11 protein-coding genes and 1 pseudogene are annotated in these 17,875 nt (G+C 61.7%); 8 read left to right on the forward strand and 4 right to left on the reverse strand.

Translation table 11 applies throughout. The features are described 5' to 3' along the window. Positions 1-181: 181 nt before the first annotated feature. The 4 genes from Q7C33_RS14215 to Q7C33_RS14230 all read right to left on the reverse strand — a co-directional run bounded on the left by Q7C33_RS14215 (position 182) and on the right by Q7C33_RS14230 (position 7,002). On the reverse strand, positions 182-1,606 hold the full coding sequence (locus Q7C33_RS14215; RefSeq protein ID WP_030138662.1) for an efflux transporter outer membrane subunit: 1,425 nt from the start codon (positions 1,604-1,606) through the stop codon (positions 182-184). Then, complete coding sequence (locus Q7C33_RS14220) at positions 1,603-4,782, reverse strand: efflux RND transporter permease subunit (protein WP_030138663.1); 3,180 nt, start codon at positions 4,780-4,782, stop codon at positions 1,603-1,605. The genes Q7C33_RS14215 and Q7C33_RS14220 overlap by 4 nt, the downstream gene beginning before the upstream one ends. Before the next feature lie 15 nt (positions 4,783-4,797). Continuing rightward, positions 4,798-6,051: a multidrug efflux RND transporter periplasmic adaptor subunit MexE gene (gene mexE, locus Q7C33_RS14225; RefSeq protein ID WP_407683589.1), complete on the reverse strand. Its 1,254-nt coding sequence runs from the start codon at positions 6,049-6,051 to the stop codon at positions 4,798-4,800. 189 nt (positions 6,052-6,240) lie between these two features. Beyond that, positions 6,241-7,002: a substrate-binding periplasmic protein gene (locus Q7C33_RS14230; protein ID WP_407683590.1), complete on the reverse strand. Its 762-nt coding sequence runs from the start codon at positions 7,000-7,002 to the stop codon at positions 6,241-6,243. Between the two features lie 546 nt (positions 7,003-7,548). Here Q7C33_RS14230 and tssB point away from each other — a divergent pair. The 8 genes and pseudogenes from tssB to Q7C33_RS14270 form a co-directional block, all read left to right on the forward strand. Then, positions 7,549-8,052: a type VI secretion system contractile sheath small subunit gene (gene tssB, locus Q7C33_RS14235; RefSeq protein WP_407683591.1), complete on the forward strand. Its 504-nt coding sequence runs from the start codon at positions 7,549-7,551 to the stop codon at positions 8,050-8,052. 35 nt (positions 8,053-8,087) lie between these two features. After that, positions 8,088-9,623 (forward strand): type VI secretion system contractile sheath large subunit, encoded by a 1,536-nt coding sequence (gene tssC, locus Q7C33_RS14240; protein WP_030138667.1) that lies wholly within the window; start codon positions 8,088-8,090, stop codon positions 9,621-9,623. Between the two features lie 23 nt (positions 9,624-9,646). After that, positions 9,647-10,999 carry a type VI secretion system baseplate subunit TssK gene (gene tssK / locus Q7C33_RS14245; RefSeq protein ID WP_407683592.1) on the forward strand — a complete coding sequence of 451 codons (1,353 nt, stop codon included), beginning with the start codon at positions 9,647-9,649 and terminating at the stop codon, positions 10,997-10,999. Beyond that, complete coding sequence (gene tssL, locus Q7C33_RS14250) at positions 10,996-11,664, forward strand: type VI secretion system protein TssL, short form (RefSeq protein ID WP_198796939.1); 669 nt, start codon at positions 10,996-10,998, stop codon at positions 11,662-11,664. Before tssK ends, tssL begins: the two co-directional genes overlap by 4 nt. A gap of 1,298 nt (positions 11,665-12,962) precedes the next feature. Then, a pseudogene (locus Q7C33_RS14255) lies at positions 12,963-13,238 on the forward strand (OmpA family protein); the annotation flags it as partial. A gap of 171 nt (positions 13,239-13,409) precedes the next feature. Continuing rightward, a complete protein-coding gene (locus Q7C33_RS14260) occupies positions 13,410-13,901 on the forward strand; it encodes an Hcp family type VI secretion system effector (protein ID WP_030138671.1) in 492 nt (163 codons plus the stop codon). 145 nt (positions 13,902-14,046) lie between these two features. Continuing rightward, positions 14,047-16,710, forward strand: a complete 2,664-nt coding sequence (gene tssH, locus Q7C33_RS14265) for a type VI secretion system ATPase TssH (RefSeq protein ID WP_407683593.1) — start codon at positions 14,047-14,049, stop codon at positions 16,708-16,710. Further along, positions 16,707-17,875, forward strand: a 1,169-nt coding sequence (locus Q7C33_RS14270; protein ID WP_407683594.1) for a type VI secretion system Vgr family protein, incomplete at its 3' end; no start/stop codon positions are given. The genes tssH and Q7C33_RS14270, both read left to right, overlap by 4 nt.

The following is a 17,875-nucleotide window of genomic DNA, read 5'->3' on the forward strand; positions in this document are numbered from 1 at the left end:
GGATCAGTGAGGTAGATATTGACTGACACACTGCTATCGCGAGCAAGCTCGCTCCCACAAAGGGCGTTTCCACAGCGGGCCTTGGGCGATAAACAAAAAAAGCCCCGCGTCCGAATGAGACGCGGGGCAAACAATTGGTTGGTTGCGGCCAACCAAAGGAGCTCGGTTGGGAAGGGGGTTATCAGTTGCTGGCGACGGTTTCCGGTTGCCAGCCACCGCCCAGGGCCTTGTAGATCGCGACGATGCCGCGATACAGGTCCACCTCGGCCTGGGCCTGGCTGTCTTCGGCGGCCAGGCGTTCACGTTGGGCGTCGAGCAGCACGAGGAAGTCCTCGGTGCCTTCGCGGTAGCGAATCTCGGCCAGGTCTGCGGCGGCGCGGCTCGATTCGCTCTGGCGGATCAGCGAGATCAAGCGTTGCTGACGTTTGCCGTAGTCGCTGAAGGCGTTTTCCGATTCTTCCAGGGCCAGCAACACTTGCTGTTCATAGTTCGCCAGGGCGCCATCCGCTTCGGCGTTGGCACCACGCAAGCGAGCGCGCACGCTGCCCAGGTCAAAAGCGGCCCAGGTAATGCTCGGGCCCAGTGCCCAGGCGTTGGCCGCGGATGAGCCGATCTGCGAGCCGCGTCCGGCGGTAAAACCGAGGAAACCGCTCAGGCTGACCCGCGGGAACAGGTCGGCCTTGGCCACGCCGATGCGCGCCGTGGCCGCAGCCAGTTGACGCTCGGCACTGAGAATGTCGGGACGGCGTTGCAACAATTGTCCCGGATCGCCAATGGGCAGAGCCTTGGCAATGGCCGGCAGCTGTCTAGGGCTCAAATCCACCGTCAACTTGTCCGGGCGCTCGCCCAGCAAGGTCGCGATGCGGTTGCGTTGACGGGCCTGTTCGGCCTGCAATTGCGGCACGCTGGCTTCCACCGCGGCCAGGCGGGCATCGGCGCGCACCACGTCGAGCTGATCGCCGACGCCGGCTTCGCGCAGGCTTTCGGTGATCTTGCGCGACTCCTGCTGGTTCTGCAGGTTCGCCAGGGCGATTTTCTCCCGCAGTTGCGCGCCGCGCAGTTGGCCGTAGGCGTCCACCAGCTCGGCGATCATGGTCACCTGCAGTTGGTAGAGATCGGCCTCGGCGGCTTGCTGGTCGGCATCGGTCGCTTCCAGGTTGCGCCGGATGCGTCCGAACAAGTCCAGTTCCCAGGCCATGTCCAGGCCCAGGTCGTAACGCTCGGAGTTGACCCGGTCGTCCGTCTGTCCCATCGGGTTCTGGCCTTTGCCGATGTTGCTGCTGGCGCGGCTGGTAATGGTCGGCATGACATCGTTGCTGGCGTCGTCGCGAATCGCCCGGGCGGCCCGCAGACGGGCGAAGGCCACGCGCAACTCGCGGTTGCCTTCCAGCGAACGGGTCACCAGCGCATTGAGGGTCGGGTCGTCGAATTGCTGCCACCAGACGCCTTCGAAGCGGGCGCGGTCGAAGTTCTTCTGGCCGGCGGCGCCGTCGGTAGCGGTGGTGACGTTCGCCGCCTCCGTTTGTGGCGCCTTGTAGTCCGGGCCCACGGCACAGGCGCTTAACGCCAACACCAGCAAGCTCGGCAGGAACGCTTTCACACTCATTGTTGCGCCTCCAGTTTCAAGGCACGGGCCGCCTTGCGGGCCTCGCTGCGCTCGACGAAGTTACGGATCAAGACGTAGAACACTGGGGTGAGCAGCAGGCCGAAGAAGGTTACGCCAAGCATCCCGGAGAACACCGCAACACCCATGGCATGGCGCATTTCGGCACCGGCGCCGCTGGAGAACACCAAGGGCACCACGCCCATGATGAAGGCGAACGACGTCATCAGGATCGGCCGCAGACGCAGGCGGCAAGCTTCCAATACGGCTGCCAGCGGGTTCAGGCCTTCAAGCTGCTTGTCCTTGGCGAACTCGACGATGAGGATCGCGTTCTTGCAGGCAAGTCCCACCAGTACGATCAAGCCGATCTGGGTAAAGATGTTGTTGTCGCCACCGGACAGAATCACCCCGGTGATCGCCGACAACAGGGTCATCGGCACGATCAGGATCACCGCCAATGGCAGGCTCCAGCTTTCGTATTGCGCCGCGAGCACCAGGAACGCCAGCAATACGCAAAGTGGGAACACGAACAGCGCGGTGTTGCCCGAGAGAATCTGCTGGTAGGTCAGGTCGGTCCACTCATAGGTCATGCCGTTGGGCAGTTCGTCCTTGAGCAGTTTCTCGATGGCTTTCTCGGCCTGGCCGGAGCTGTAGCCCGGGGCGGCGGCACCGTTGATTTCAGCGGTGATGAAGCCGTTGTAGTGCATCACGCGGTCCGGGCCCGAGGTGTCGCTGACCTTGATGAAGGTCGCCAGCGGGATCATCTCGCCACGGTTGTTGCGCACCTTGAGCTGGCCGATCTGGTCCGATTCGAGGCGGAACTGTTGCTCGGCCTGGACGTTGACCTGATAGGTGCGGCCAAAGCGGTTGAAGTCGTTGGCATACAGCGAACCCAGGTAGATCTGCAGGGTGTCGAAGATGTCGCTGACGGCCACGCCGTGGGTCTTGGCTTTTTCACGGTCGATGGCGGCATCGACCTGCGGCACGTTCACGGTGTAGCTGGTGAACAAACCGGCCAGTTCCGGCACGCTGCGGCTCTTGGTGATGATGTTCATGGTTTCTTTGTACAGCTCGTCGTAGCCCAGGTTGCCCCGGTCTTCGATTTGCAGGCGGAAACCACCGATCGTGCCCAGCCCTTGTACCGGCGGCGGCGGGAAGATCGCCATGTAGGCTTCCTGGATTTCCGAATATTTGCCGTTCAACGCACCGGCGATGGCGCCGGCCGACATGCTCGGGTCCTTGCGCTCGTCAAAGGGCTTCAGGGTGACGAACACGATGCCGGCGTTCGGGCTGTTGGTGAAACCGTTGATCGACAGGCCGGGGAAGGCCACCGCGCTTTCAACACCCGGTTGCTTGAGGGCCAGGTCCGACATGCGCTTGATCACGTCTTCGGTGCGGTCCAGGCTCGCGGCGTCCGGCAGTTGGGCGAAGGCCACCAGGTATTGCTTGTCCTGGCCGGGCACGAAGCCGGTCGGCGTGGTGGAGAAACCGAAGAAGGTCAGCACCATCAGGCCAGCGTAGAGCACCAGGGCGATGCCGCTGCTGCGGATCACTCGAGCGACCGTGCCCACGTAGCCATGGCTGGCCCGTTCGAAGAAACGGTTGAACGGACGGAACAGCCAGCCACCAAAAATCTTGTCCAGGAACTTGGAGAAACGGTCCTTGGGCGCGTCATGGCCTTTGAGCAACACCGCGGCCAGGGCCGGCGACAGGGTCAGGGAGTTGACTGCCGAGATCACCGTGGAGATGGCAATGGTCAGGGCGAATTGTTTATAGAACTGACCCGTCAGGCCACTGATGAACGCCGCCGGAACGAAGACCGCGCACAGCACCAGGGCGGTGGCGATGATCGGGCCGGTCACTTCGCCCATGGCGCGCTTGGTCGCCTCCACGGGGGTGAGTCCCAATTCGATATTTCGCTCGACGTTCTCCACCACCACGATGGCGTCGTCCACCACGATACCGATCGCCAGTACCAGGCCGAACAGCGACAAGGCGTTCAACGAGAAGCCGAACAAGTGCATGACCGCGAATGTACCGATCAGCGACACCGGTACGGCGACCAGCGGGATGATCGAGGCGCGCCAGGTCTGCAGGAACAGGATGACCACCAGCACCACGAGGATCAGCGCTTCGAACAGGGTGTGGACCACCGCTTCGATGGAGCCACGAACGAAGATCGTCGGGTCATAGACGATGCTGTAGTCCATGCCGGCCGGGAAGCCTTTCTTCAGCTCGTCCATTTTCGCGCGCACATCGTTGGAAATCTGGATGGCGTTGGAGCCTGGACGCTGGAAGATCGGGATTGCCACTGCCGGCTGATTATCGAGCAGCGAGCGCAGGGCGTATTGGCTGGAGCCCAGCTCTACCCGTGCGATGTCCTTCAGGCGGGTGATCTCACCGTTGGCGCCGGAACGAATGATGATGTTCTCGAACTCTTCTTCGTTTACCAGGCGACCCTGGGTGTTGACCGACAGCTGGAACGCCGTGGCGTTAGGGGCTGGCGGCGCACCCAGGGCACCGGCGGCAACCTGGCGGTTCTGCTCGCGGATCGCCGTGACCACGTCGGTGGCGGTCAGGTTGCGCGAAGCGGTCTTGTTCGGATCAAGCCAGACCCGCAGGGAGTAATCGCCCATGCCGAACAGCTGCACATCACCCACGCCACCCAGGCGCGCCAGCTCATCCTTGATATTGAGCAAGGCGTAGTTGGACAGGTAGAGCATGTCGTAGCGTTTGTCCGGCGAGGTCAAGTGCACGACCATGGTCAGGTCGGGCGATGCCTTGTCCACCGTGATACCGATGCGGGTCACTTCCTCCGGCAACTTGGGCTCGGTGCGGGTGACGCGGTTCTGCACTTGCACCTGGGCGTTGTCCAGGTCGGTGCCCAGGGCAAAGGTGATGGTCAGGGTGATCTTGCCGTCAGCAGTCGACTGCGAGGACATGTACAGCATGTTCTCGACGCCGGTGATGGCTTGTTCCAGGGGCGCGGCAACGGTTTCGCCGATGACCTTGGGGTTGGCGCCCGGGAAGTTGGCGCGCACGACCACGGTCGGCGGCACGACTTCCGGGTATTCGCTGATCGGCAACTGGAACAGCGAAATGGCGCCGGCGATCAGGATCAACAGCGAGAGCACCGCTGCGAAGATCGGCCGCGAAATGAAGAACTGGGAAAATTTCATCTTGGATTCAGTCCCTTAACCGCGTGGGGACGCAGAGGCCAGTTTGCCTGCCGAGCTGGACGCTGCCTTGGACGGCGCGACTTGTGGCAGGTTGCTGGCTTCGAGCGCTTTACGTTGTTGTGCCAGGGCGGCGAGGGTTTGCTCGCTGGCCATCGGCACGGTTTCAGGCGTGACCGGCGAACCCGGACGGGCCCGTTGCAGCCCCTTGACGATGATGGTGTCGTCCTTGTTCAAGCCGTTGCGAACGATGCGCAGGCCTTCGATCTTCGGACCCAGCTCGACGGCGCGGTAGGCAGGCTTGTTCTCGGCGTCCATCACCAGGACGAATTTCTTGCCCAAGTCGGTGCCCACGGCTTCGTCGTTGATCAGCACGGCGGAGTAGGTGCCGCTGCCCACCAGTTTCAACCGAGCGTAGAGGCCAGGGGTGTAGGCGCCGTCCTTGTTGTCGAACACCGCGCGACCACGGATGGTGCCGGTTTGCGGGTTGACCTGGTTGTCGACGAAGTTCATCTGGCCCAGGTGCGGGTTGCCCTCTTCGTTGGACAGGCCCATGTAGACCGGCGTGGCCTGGCCGCGCTGGCCCTGGCGGGCGAGTTGGGTGTACTTGAGGAACACGCGTTCGTCGGCGTCGAAATAGGCGTAGACCTTGTCGGTGGACACCACGCTGGTCAGCGGCGTGACATCGGCGGTCACCAGGTTGCCAGCGGTGATTTCCGCCCGGCTGACACGACCGTTGATGGGCGAGGTGACCCGGGTAAAGCTCAGGTTCAGCTTGGCCAGGTCCAACTGCGCCTGGATGCCCGCCACGGCAGCGCGGGCTTCCTGGGCGGCGGTGGTGCGCGAATCCGCCAATTCAGCGGAAATCGCATTGCTCAAGCGCAGGCGTTCGCCACGCTGGGCTTCGTTCTCGCTGCGAGTCGCGGTGGCGCGGGCCTGGGCCAGTTGGGCTTCGAGACGACGCACTTCAGCCTGGAAGGGGCGAGGATCGATCTGGAACAGCAGGTCGCCTTTCTTGACCAGCGCGCCTTCGGTGAAGGCGACTTCATCGATCTGCCCCGAGACACGTGGGCGAATCTCGACGGTTTCCGGTGCTTCGAGGCGCCCGGTGAACTCATCCCATTCGTTGACGGGCTGCTCCAGTACCTTGGCCACACTGACTTTGGCCGCCGGCATGGAAGCTGCCGTTTCGGGGGGCTTGCCGCAAGCGCTGATCACCAGCACCGCTAACAGTGCGAGGGGAAAGCGCAATTTAGAAAGTGAATGTTCCATGGATAGCATCCGCCAAGTGTATTGAGATGGGCGGATGATGCGTGTCGAGGCGCAGAGGAACGAATCGAATGAAACAAAGGTAACTATCATTCGGAATGATATAAGCCATCGATGAGCCCTCTAGTCCGGGGCTTTCGTTAGTAGGCTATCAATTTGGCTGATGTCTCGTCAGGTTGGCCTTGTCATTTGTCACTGCAAGTAAATGTCATGGATTCGCTTGATTTCGCCTTCTTTGCGAAGGGCCTCCACGGCCCCCCGCAAGTCTTCGACGATTTTGGGCGAGCACTGCCGTGAACAGGCGAGGTAAAGCTCGGCGCTGCTGCCAACCGAACTCATCAGCAATTTGCGCTTGGACACTTTCGGCCAGATATAGCGGCTCTCGGGAACACCGTTGAACCAGGCATCGATACGCCCCATCAGCAGCAGTTGGGCGGGGTTGTCGCCAATGGCCAGGGGGTAGATTTGCTCATCGCTGAAGCCCTCGGCACGCAGGATATCCTCTTGAGCGCTGCCGAGGCCGACCCCGATCTTACGGTAGGTTTCTCTCGCTTGGGCGAAGCTGTTCACTCGCCGGTCAAGGCTGAAGAAGGCGCGCTCCATGGGCATGATCGAAGCGATCCAGGTAAAACGATCCTCACGCGTGGGAATGCGCGAGAGAGGGGTGATCAGGTAGTCATGTTCCTCGCTGACGTGCTTTTGCGCCCGGGCCCAAGGCAATACATGGATTTTGACCGCGTAGCCGGCCTTGGCCATGGCCGCCACGGCAACATCGCCAGCAATCCCGTGGCCCCTGGGGTCGTCGACGAATGTCAGCGGAGGCGCATCGGGGATATGCAGCTCCAGCTCCAACGGCTCACCGCCCGCATGAGTCATGACCAACAGCGGCATCAATAGACAAAGCCCGCATAGCGCTTTGATGGGCAGATTCGAAACGCGCTTGCTTGGGGTCATGATGGGGACTTCAGGCATTGAAAAATAATGTGCCCATTCTACGGGGCGGCGCCGTAAACAGGTGCTTCAGGCCTATGTTATGTGATGCAGCACACCCAAAAGTGGTTCGCCGCGTTCGTTTCGTCCGGACACGTCATCTGTTACGTCGGCCTGACTGCGTGTCTATGAAAGGTATAGATCATTTGGGCGACAAAAGCCTGGGCCTTTGTGATCGGTCTTTCAAAATGGAGACCTCGAAGAATGTTTAAAGTCGCGTTGTTCCTAATCTCGCGTCTGTAATTCTTTTCCTACATAAGTTGTTTGTTGGAGTATTGCGCGTTCATTTCGCGTTCATTTCGCGTTTTTTGTAAGTTTTTTCTGTAGGGCCCCGTCCGCCTTTTTGTGAGCCTATTCCTTTTTGTTCAAAGGGGTGGATTTAAGCTATCCGGCGTTGTATTTCGTCGCTACATTAAGACAGCGAAAAGCGTGAATGCAGGATGCGGGATGCAGGGTGAAGAGCAACGAAGATGTTCAATCATTGCCTGCCAACATTTCAAAGGAGCAAGTATGGCATCGTACAGTTTTCAAAATGAAGTGCCCAAAAGCAGGGTCAATATCAAACTCGATCTACACACCGGGGGCGCACAGAAAAAAGTTGAATTGCCGCTGAAGCTGATGGTGATGGGGGACTACAGTAACGGCAAGGAGCAGCGCCCGTTATCGGAAAGGGGCAAGGTCAATATCGATAAACACAACGTCGACAACGTCCTTGAGGAATTCTCCCCCCGCCTGGCATTCGCTGCGCGCAACACGCTGACGGATGAAGGGGCGGATATGTCCGTTGAACTGAGTTTTCAACGGATGAAGGATTTTGAGCCGGAGCAGGTGGCCCGCCAGATTCCGCAGTTACGGGCGCTGTTGGCCATGCGCAACCTGTTGCGCGACCTGAAGTCGAACTTGCTGGACAACATGACCTTCCGTCACGAATTGGAGCGCATCCTCCAGGATGATGCCCTCAGTGATGAACTCCGAACTGAACTGGCGGCATTGGCGCCAAAAGAAGTCCGCTAATTCATTTCGCCGGCAGGCCATAAGAGTAACTATATATGTCTACTGAAAGTTCTAACGTGCAATCGCGCGGCGCTACAGTGTTGGCTGAAGATAAGGGCGTTTATGCGGCGCTGTTCAGCAAGATAAATTTGAACCCTGTCGCTGAGCTGGGAAGTATCGAAACTTTCCAGCACGCCGAGGCGTTGTCCGAGGCATCGGTTGATGAACGGGTCACTGCCGCTGTCAGTGTGTTCCTGAAGTTGCTCAAGGAATCACCGCAAAAAGTGGAGCGATTGGACAAAGTGCTCCTCGACGAGCATATCGCTTCGCTGGACACGCAGATCAGTCGTCAACTCGATGCGGTCATGCATCACCCGGACTTCCAACGCGTCGAATCAACCTGGCGCGGCGTCAAGTCCTTGATCGACCAGACGGATTTTCGCCAGAACGTGCGCATCGAATTGCTGGATATCAGCAAGACTGACCTGGTGCGGGATTTTGAAGACGCCCCCGAAATCGCCCAGAGCGGTTTGTACCTGCACACCTACACCCGCGAATACGACACGCCAGGCGGGGAGCCAATCGCGGCCGCCATTTCCAATTACGAATTCGATCGCAGCCCGCAGGACATTGCCTTGCTGCGCAATATTTCGAAAGTGGCCGCGGCGGCGCACATGCCCTTTATCGGTTCGGTGGGGCCGGCATTCTTTGGCAAGCAATCCATGGAGGAGGTGGCCGCCATCAAGGACATCGGCAATTACTTCGATCGAGCCGAGTACATCAAGTGGAAGGCCTTCCGTGACAGTGACGATGCGCGTTACGTCGGCCTGACCATGCCGCGGGTCCTGGGGCGCCTGCCCTATGGGCCGGATACGATTCCCGTGCGCAGCTTCAACTACGTCGAAAGCGTCAAGGGCCCTGATCACGACAAGTATTTGTGGACCAACGCGTCCTTCGCGTTTGCCGCCAACATGGTCAAGAGCTTTATCGCCAATGGTTGGTGCGTGCAGATTCGTGGGCCTCAGTCGGGGGGCGCGGTCACGGACCTGCCGATCCACTTGTATGACCTGGGTACCGGCAACCAGGTCAAGATTCCTTCGGAGGTGATGATCCCGGAAACCCGCGAGTTCGAATTCGCCAATCTCGGCTTCATTCCCCTGTCGTATTACAAGAACCGCGACTACGCCTGTTTCTTCTCCGCCAGTTCAGCCCAGAAGCCTGCGTTGTACGACACGCCGGATGCCACCGCCAACAGCCGCATCAATGCGCGCCTGCCTTATATCTTCTTGCTCTCGCGCATTGCCCATTACCTGAAATTGATCCAGCGCGAAAACATCGGGACCACCAAGGACCGTCGCTTGCTGGAGTTGGAACTCAATAAATGGATCGGCGGGCTGGTGACCGAAATGACCGATCCCGGCGATGCCCTGCAGGCCTCGCACCCCCTGCGTGATGCCAAGGTGACGGTGGAAGACATCGAGGACAACCCCGGTTTCTTCCGGGTCAAGTTGTACGCCGTGCCGCACTTTCAGGTGGAGGGCATGGACGTCAACCTGTCGCTGGTTTCGCAAATGCCCAAGGCGAAAGCCTGACTTAATCCCGAGGAAACGACGCCATGAAAATCGATCGTCCCTTGTGGACGTCCGGCACCCTATTGTCTGCGCAACAGTTTCAGCAACAAGCGCGCTGGGAAGCGTGGGTCAACGAGCAGCTCGCCAGCCTGGCCTTGGCCCACCCTTGGGGCGTGAAGGCTGTTGAGTTCGACACCGATGCATTGCGCCTGGGCAAGCTCAAGGCTACCCGCCTGAGCGTGCGCATGCCCGACGGCAGCCTGCTCGACAGTGAACGGGTGGATCGCCTGCCGCCGGGGCTGGAGTTGTCGCGGTTAATGAGCGACGACGCCGGGCAGGCGCTCGTGCTGCTGGCCTTGCCCTTGGAACAGGCCAACGGCAACAACTGCCTGATGCAGGAGGGCCGGGCTGACCGGCCAACCCGCTATCGCCAGGACTGGCGACCGGTCCAGGATCTGTATGCAGACGAAGTCCAGTCGATCGCCGTGCTGGAACATGCGCTGACGCTGCGCCTGGATACGGACGACAACGGCGACTACCTGACCTGTCCCATCGCGCGCCTGGTGCGTGAAGGGCAGGGCAGGTGGAGTCTTGATCCGACCTATGTGCCGCCGCTGCTCAGTTTTGCCGCGCATCCGGGGCTCCTGGTCCAGCTGGACAATCTGTTGACGCAGTTGTCCGCCAAGCGACAGCGCCTCATGGGCATGCGTCGGGAAAGCAACCAGCGCATGGCCGATTTCGCCGTCGCCGATGTGTCGTTGTTCTGGTTGCTCAATGCCTTGAACACCTACCAGCCGATACTGGCCGATCTCAAGGCATATCCGCAACGCCACCCCGAGCAGGTCTACCTGGAACTGGCCAAGCTGGCCGGCAGCCTGCTGACGTTTTCGCTGGAACACGACATCGACAAGATTCCAGCCTATCGCCATGAACACCTGGAAACGGTGTTCCCGCCGCTGATGCGCTGTATCGCTACGTTGTTGGAAGCGAGCCTGCCGTCGCGCGTCATCGCCCTGGCGCTGGAGCACAGCGCCAATCGCTGGCAAGTGACGCTCAACGATGCTCGGCTTCGTGAGCCCGACGGGGCTGACTTCTACCTGTCGGTGCGCTGCCAGTTACCTGCGGCACAGCTTCAGGATCAGTTTCCTCGCCTATGCAAAATCGGCGCGCCAGCGGATGTCGACGAACTGATCAACGCGGCGCTCGATGGCGTCCCGCTGAAACCCCTCAACCATGTGCCGGCGGCCATCCCGCTGCGCCTGGAAAACCAATACTTCGCCCTCGACCTTGGCCATCCCAAGGGGCAAGCCATGCTGACTTCGGGGACTTTCGCTTGCTACGTGCCCAGCACCTTGTCGCAAGTCCAACTTGAACTGTTTGCGGTGCTACGCACATGACTCTGAATTTCTCGAAAAAACCAGGCGCACTGACGACGGATATCGACGCCTTGCTCCAGGACAGCTATCTGCTGGTGGTCCAGCTACGCCAGGGCCTGTCGGTGCCAGACACCAAGGCCCTGCAACAACTCTGCCTGGACCAGGTCGAGCAGGTCCGGGAGCAGCTTGAACAGATCGCCATGGACCCGCGCGACATCGAGCACATCAACCACGCCCAATGCGCACTGCTGGATGAGGCGGTGCTCCTCTGTACCAAGGGCGAGGTACGGACTGAATGGACCTGTGAACCGCTGCAGGCCAAGTTGTTCAACCGGCATCAGGCCGGTGAGTCCCTCTACGAGGAGATTCGTCTGGTGTTGTGCGAATTGTCACCGGATCCGCGGGTGCTGACGGTGTTTCATCGAGTCCTGATGCTGGGTTTCAAAGGTCGTTACGCGGACCTTGCCGACCCTGGGCGCGAGCAAGTATTGGAGGCCCTCGAAGCACGGGTCACCTCGCTGAAAATCAGCGCAAACCTGGTGACCCGAAAGGGCGGTCGCCTGGCCCGGTACCGATCCCCCTGGATGCACGGCATGGCGGTGGCGCTACTGCTCGCCGGCGTCTGGTGGACGATGGACCGCTGGCTGACCGGCGTGGTTGCTTCCCTCATGCCCGGCCAGGCGTGAGGCGCCTTATGACAATCCAGTTGCAACGAGTCCTTTGGCTATGGGCCGGGATCCTTGTCCTGGCATTGCTGCTCATGCTCCCGCTTGCCACATGGATACGCGTGGTCGTCATGCTGGGCATGGTGAGTGTCACGGCGGTGGGTTGGGTCGTGGCCAACCGGCGTGTCGCGCGTTTGCGTGAATCGGTGAAACTCGCCGCCAACGTGTCCGTGCCCCCAGCCTCGTTTCGTCGGCCTGTGGTGCTGGTCTGCGGCGATGGCCTGGACGGTTTGTTCGGCAGTATCCCCGAACTGGAGTTGGTCGTACGGGTGACCCATCAAGGTTGCTATGTACGTGTACCAGCGCTCGATCAGCTCCCCAATGTGACCGAGAGCATCCTGGCGTTGCGTCCGGGATGGGGCGCTCAGCTCAGCGTCATGTTCATCATCAACCCCGCGGCACACAGCGATGAAGCTGAACTGGCGGGGCGGATACGGACGTTTCGTCATCAAGTCACGCTGGCGGGTCAGGGGGCGTCAATGCCGCTGACGATGGTGAGCTATTTCCATGCACCGCGGGGCGAGGCTCCGTGGTTCTGTTGGACGGGTGGCCAGCCGAGTCTTCGCGTTCTTGATGCCGGAGCCAGCGTCGACCTGGCCGATTGGCTCCGGCAGCCCACCGACTCAGCCTTGCGGGCGATGCGGATGCAGGTCGGCGTGCAGTTGAACAACGCAGTGCAATGGCTGCACGAGAGTGTGCTGCCGCACTTCAATGCACGTGCCGTCGGGGCTGATCGAGGCTCGGCGGTGTGCTGGGTCATCAGGCCGGTACCCGCATCGACTGGGGGTGTGGAAGGGAATCTCTGGGCGCAGCGGCTACGCGACAAGGTGGCGCTGGTCGACCCCAGGCGAGCCATCACGAAGGCGGTGTTGCCGTTTCCGGATCCTGTGCTGAGCCTGATTCCAATGCGTGCCCAGCGTACGTCTCGACAGCACGCCAGCATCCTTGCGATGTGGATGTTCGGAATCGCTGGCGCGGTCGCCCTGGTCAATTCGGCATGGCAGAACACCTTGCTGGTGCGTCAAGTGACTGATGACCTGCGTCGTTATGCGCCGCTCCTGGCGGTCGAGTCGCAACTGCAACGAACCTCCCCCCGGCGACAGGAAGCCGAGGCCATCCTCGGTGAAGCCGCGCATCGCCTGGACACTTATCACCGACATGGCGAGCCCCTGTCGTTGGGCCTGGGGCTGTATCGCGGTGCCCCTCTGCGTGAGCCGTTGCTGGCGGTTCTTTCCCATCGCCGGGTGTCGTCCGGGTCCATGACTTTGCCAGCTTCCCAGCCGGTGAGACTGGACAGTTTGTCGCTGTTCAGTCCGGGCAGCGCGCGGCTCAAGCCTGACTCCACCAAGGTGCTGGTCAATGCGCTGGTCGGGATCAAGGCCCAGCCCGGCTGGTTGATCGTCATCGCTGGGCACACCGATGCCACGGGCGATGCCGCGCAGAACCTGCGGTTGTCCCGCGAACGTGCTGCCGCCGTGCATGAATGGATGCTGCAGGTGGGCGGTATTCCCGACAGCTGTTTTGCCGTGCAGGGGTTCGGCGCCAGCCAACCGATTGCCGGCAATGATACCGAGGCGGGGCGCGCAGCCAACCGTCGCGTCGATATCCGTCTGGTACCTGAGGTGGGCGCTTGCGTATTCCCCACGACAGGGCCGGACAGTCACCCCCCGTCGCATCCCGCGACGATCTATGAAAAGGAGCTTCACATGGCAATTCCCGTTTACCTCTGGCTGCAAGATGACGGCGGCGCAGAGATCAAGGGTTCGGTGGATGTGCAAAAGCGCGAGGGCAGCATTGAAGTCATCGCCCAGGACCACAGCCTGTACATCCCGACCGACAACAGCACCGGCAAGCTGACGGGCGCGCGGGTTCACACGCCGTTCCTGTTTTCCAAGGAAATCGACGCTTCCAGTCCCTACCTCTACAAGGCCGTGACCACCGGCCAGACCCTCAAGAGCGCCGAGTTCAAGTGGTACCGCATCGATGATGCCGGGCAGGAAGTCGAGTATTTCATCACCAAGCTGGAGAACGTCAAGGTGGTGAAGGTCGCGCCAAAAATGCACGACGTCAAGGACCCGACCAAGGAGAAACACAACCACCTGGAACAGATTGAGTTGCGCTACGAGAAGGTCACCTGGACCTACAAGGACGGCAACATCATCCACTCCGATTCCTGGAGCGAGCGCCAAAGCGCCTGACGCGCGGGCATCGACAGGCCGCCTGCGCCTGTCGATTTCCGGTGTGCTGGGTTGAGCGTCCGTTCGCGGGCGCTCAGCCAAGCACATCCGTTTTTCGCCCATCGCTTGCCCGATCACAACCGAAACCCGCACAAGGATGCCACCCATGGTACAGAGCCCCACGCGTCTGCTTCGCCGTCTGAATCCCTATTGCGCCCAAGCCCTGAGCGACGCGGCGTCGCTGTGCCAGAGCCGGGCCCATGCGCACATCACCATCGAGCATTGGCTGCTCAAGCTGCTGGGGCAGGGCGAGGGCGACCTGACCGTCATCGCGCGCCGTCATGAATTGGACCTGGAGGCGCTTTGGTGTGGCTTGCTCAGCCACCTCGATAACCTGCCGCGCAGCGTCCAGGCCAAGCCGCAGCTGTCGGAGCCGTTGCAACAGTTGATCAAGAATGCCTGGCTGCGCGCCTCGCTGGATGATGACAACGAGCGGCTGCGTTCCGCCCATCTGCTGGGGGCGTTGATGGACGCGCCCGGCCTGCTGGCCTGCGAAGCGGCCTGGCCCTTGCTCAGCCTTGGCGAGCCGCAGTTGCAGCGGTTGTCCGGGTTGCTGGATCACATCTCCGAAGAGCGTCCCGATGCGCAAGCGCTCGTCGTCGGCGGGACGGAGGGGATGCTGAGCGAGTCTGCCGCCGGCGCAACCGCGATGCCCGATGCACGGCGGGCGCTGTTGGACAGATTCACCCAGGACCTCACTGCCCGGGCCGGGGAAGGGCAGATCGATCCGGTGTTCGGTCGCGACGATGAAATACGCCAGGTCATCGACATCTTGAGTCGCCGACGCAAGAACAATCCGATCCTGGTCGGCGAGCCGGGCGTGGGCAAAACCGCGCTGGTCGAAGGGCTGGCGCTGCGCATCGCCCAAGGCGACGTGCCTGACAGCCTCAAGTCGGTCAGCGTGCGGGCGCTGGACTTGGGCTTGTTGCAGGCCGGCGCCGGGGTCAAAGGTGAATTCGAACAGCGCCTCAAGAGCGTGATCAATGCGGTGCAGCACTCTGAAACCCCGATCCTGCTGTTTATCGATGAGGCCCATACGCTGATCGGCGCCGGCAACCAGGCGGGGGGCGCGGATGCGGCAAACCTGCTCAAGCCCGCCTTGGCCCGTGGCGAGTTACGCACCATCGCCGCCACCACCTGGAGTGAATACAAACAATACTTCGAACGGGATGCGGCATTGGAGCGACGCTTCCAGCAGGTCAAGGTCGACGAGCCGGATGACGCCAATGCCTGCCTGATGTTGCGCGGGCTCAAGGCCCGGTATGCCAGCCACCACGGTGTGCACATCCAGGATGCGGCGGTGCAGGCTGCCGTCAGCCTGTCGCGGCGCTACCTCACGGGGCGCCAGTTGCCGGACAAAGCCGTCGACCTGCTGGACACTGCCAGCGCACGGGTGCGCATGAGTGTCGATTGCGAACCCCAGGCGCTGGTCCGGATCAAGGCGCGACAAGTCGCCCTCGAACTGGAGCGCCAGGCCCTGGACGCGGACCAAGGCCTGGGCGGTAGCGTCGACACCGAACGGCTGATGCAAATCGCTGCGCAACACGCCGAGTTGGAACACGCTCGGGTCGAGCTGGAGCGCCAATACAGCCAAGTGCTTAAGTTGTCCCAACAGTTGCTCGACGCTCGCGAGGCCGAGCCCATGCAACGGGCTGAGTGCGCGCGCTTGCAGCGGCAACTGGCTGCAATCCAGGGCAAGCAACCCTTGTTGTTCCTCGACGTCGATGCCCGCAGCGTGGCTGAAGTCATCGCTGATTGGACCGGTGTGCCCCTGGGCAGCCTGCTCAAGGATGAACAAACCAACCTGCTGGAGCTGGAACAACAATTGGCCGAGCGTGTCATCGGCCAAGCCCCGGCACTCAATGCGCTGGCCCAGCGCCTGCGGGCGGCGAAGACAGGGCTCACCGATGACAAGGGGCCCCTGGGCGTCTTCCTGTTGGTGGGCACCAGCGGCGTCGGCAAGACCGAAACCGCCCTGGCCCTGGCCGACAGCCTGTTCGGCGGGGAAAAAGCGCTCATCACGCTCAACCTTTCCGAATATCAGGAAGCCCACACCGTCAGCCAGCTCAAAGGCTCGCCGCCCGGTTACGTGGGGTATGGGCAGGGTGGTGTGCTGACCGAAGCCGTGCGCCAACGGCCTTACAGCGTCGTGCTGCTCGACGAGGTGGAAAAAGCCCACCACGACGTGCTCAACCTGTTCTACCAGGTGTTCGATCGCGGTTTCATGCGTGACGGGGAAGGGCGCGAGATCGACTTTCGCAACACCGTCATCCTCATGACCTCCAACCTGGGCAGCGACGCACTGCAAGCCTGTCTGCAGGGGCAACCCGACGCACCGGACAGCACGCTGCATGAGCTCATGCGGCCGATCCTGCGCGAACACTTCCAGCCGGCCCTGCTGGCACGCTTCCAGACGCTCATCTATCGCCCGCTGCACGTCGACGCCCTGCAGTGCATCGTCGCCATCAAGCTCGATCAGGTGGCCAAGCGTTTGCAGCGACACTACGGCTTGGACTGTGACATCGATGACGCCCTGAACGAGGCCTTGGTTGCGGCTTGCCTGCTGCCCGACACCGGGGCGCGCAACATCGACAGCCTGCTCAACGAACAGATCCTGCCGGTGCTGAGCCAACAATTACTGCAACGTCGGGCCGCGCAGTTGCGCACACGCGGGGTGCACCTGGGTTATTGCCAGGAGGAGGGAATTACCCTGCGCTTCGTCGATGGCGCGGACGCCGCCGAGACTGTCGTCAAGGAGCCCGCGGAATGAACATGCCCATGCCGACCTTCTTCGACCACAGCCGCCACACCCTGCGCATCTCCGGCGTCGACACTCACCTCGACGTCCTGGCGTTCGTTGGCGAGGAACACCTGAGTCGTCCCTACCTCTACCGCATCGAATTCACCTGCACCGAGCGCGACCTGGCGGCCACCGACGTGCTCAACCGGTGGGGTTATTTCAACCTGTACGCCGTGCCGCCACCGCCGACGCCCAAGGGTTTCACGCCGCCGGTGATCAAGCCGCTGCGCGCCTTTCATGGGGTGATCTCAGGCTTCAAGCGCCTGTCCGGCTCCAACGACGAAGCCCGCTATGAAATCACCTTGCAACCGCGTTTCGCGCGGCTTGGGCGCGGCAAACAGTTTCGCATCTACCAGCAGCAGTCGGTGCCCGAGATCGTCGAGCACATCCTGCGCACGCGCCACGATTTTCGTGGCGAGGAGTTCTATTTCAACCTGGTGCGCCAGTACCCCCGGCGCGAACAGGTCATGCAATACGACGAGAGCGACCTGGCCTTCGTCGATCGCCTGCTGGCCGAGGTCGGCATCTGGTACCGCGTCACCAGCGACGATCGCCTGAACATCGACGTGGTGGAATTTCACGACGACCAGCGGCACTACCAGCGCGGCGTCACGTTGCCGTGTCGCCCGCCGTCGGGCTTGTCCGCCGATGGCCAGGATGCCGTCTGGAACCTGCAGACCGCCCACCGGATGGTCGAGCAAAGCATCAACTTTCGCGCCTACCATCACCGCGAGGCCCACGCCTTCCTGGACGGCGAAGTCGACCACACCCGAGGCGCCAAGGGCACCTACGGCGAGGCCTATCACTACGGCGAACCCTACACGGTGCTGGGCGAGCGCTACGCCCTGGACGAGGACCTGCAAAGCGAAAGCGGCTTCTTCTACGCCCGCCTGCGCCACGAGCTCTACCTCAACGACCAGACCCGCCTCAGCGGCACCACCAGCAGCGCCATCCTGGCCCCGGCGCAGCGCCTCGACATCAGCGGCGGCGCGCCGAAGGCCTTCGGGACCGGCGCGGTGATCGTCAGCCTGCGCACCGAAGCGGCCCGCGACCGCAGCTTCGTCGCCCACTTCCAAGCCATTCCCTACTCGGAAACCGTGTGCTTTCGCCCCGCGCTGCTGCCCAAGCCGCGCAT

This window comes from Pseudomonas sp. BP11-1-1, assembly GCF_052112105.1.
Lineage (GTDB): Bacteria > Pseudomonadota > Gammaproteobacteria > Pseudomonadales > Pseudomonadaceae > Aquipseudomonas > Aquipseudomonas alvandae.

Excerpts from the sequence above, each read along its gene's own strand:
- tssB (WP_407683591.1), top strand. The coding sequence starts at position 7,549 with ATGGCATCGTACAGTTTTCAAAATGAAGTGCCCAAAAGCAGGGTCAAT.
- tssC (WP_030138667.1), top strand. The coding sequence starts at position 8,088 with ATGTCTACTGAAAGTTCTAACGTGCAATCGCGCGGCGCTACAGTGTTG.
- Q7C33_RS14215 (WP_030138662.1), bottom strand. The coding sequence starts at position 1,606 with ATGAGTGTGAAAGCGTTCCTGCCGAGCTTGCTGGTGTTGGCGTTAAGC.
- Q7C33_RS14230 (WP_407683590.1), bottom strand. The coding sequence starts at position 7,002 with ATGACCCCAAGCAAGCGCGTTTCGAATCTGCCCATCAAAGCGCTATGC.
- mexE (WP_407683589.1), bottom strand. The coding sequence starts at position 6,051 with ATGGAACATTCACTTTCTAAATTGCGCTTTCCCCTCGCACTGTTAGCG.
- Q7C33_RS14260 (WP_030138671.1), top strand. The coding sequence starts at position 13,410 with ATGGCAATTCCCGTTTACCTCTGGCTGCAAGATGACGGCGGCGCAGAG.
- Q7C33_RS14220 (WP_030138663.1), bottom strand. The coding sequence starts at position 4,782 with ATGAAATTTTCCCAGTTCTTCATTTCGCGGCCGATCTTCGCAGCGGTG.
- tssH (WP_407683593.1), top strand. The coding sequence starts at position 14,047 with ATGGTACAGAGCCCCACGCGTCTGCTTCGCCGTCTGAATCCCTATTGC.
- tssK (WP_407683592.1), top strand. The coding sequence starts at position 9,647 with ATGAAAATCGATCGTCCCTTGTGGACGTCCGGCACCCTATTGTCTGCG.
- tssL (WP_198796939.1), top strand. The coding sequence starts at position 10,996 with ATGACTCTGAATTTCTCGAAAAAACCAGGCGCACTGACGACGGATATC.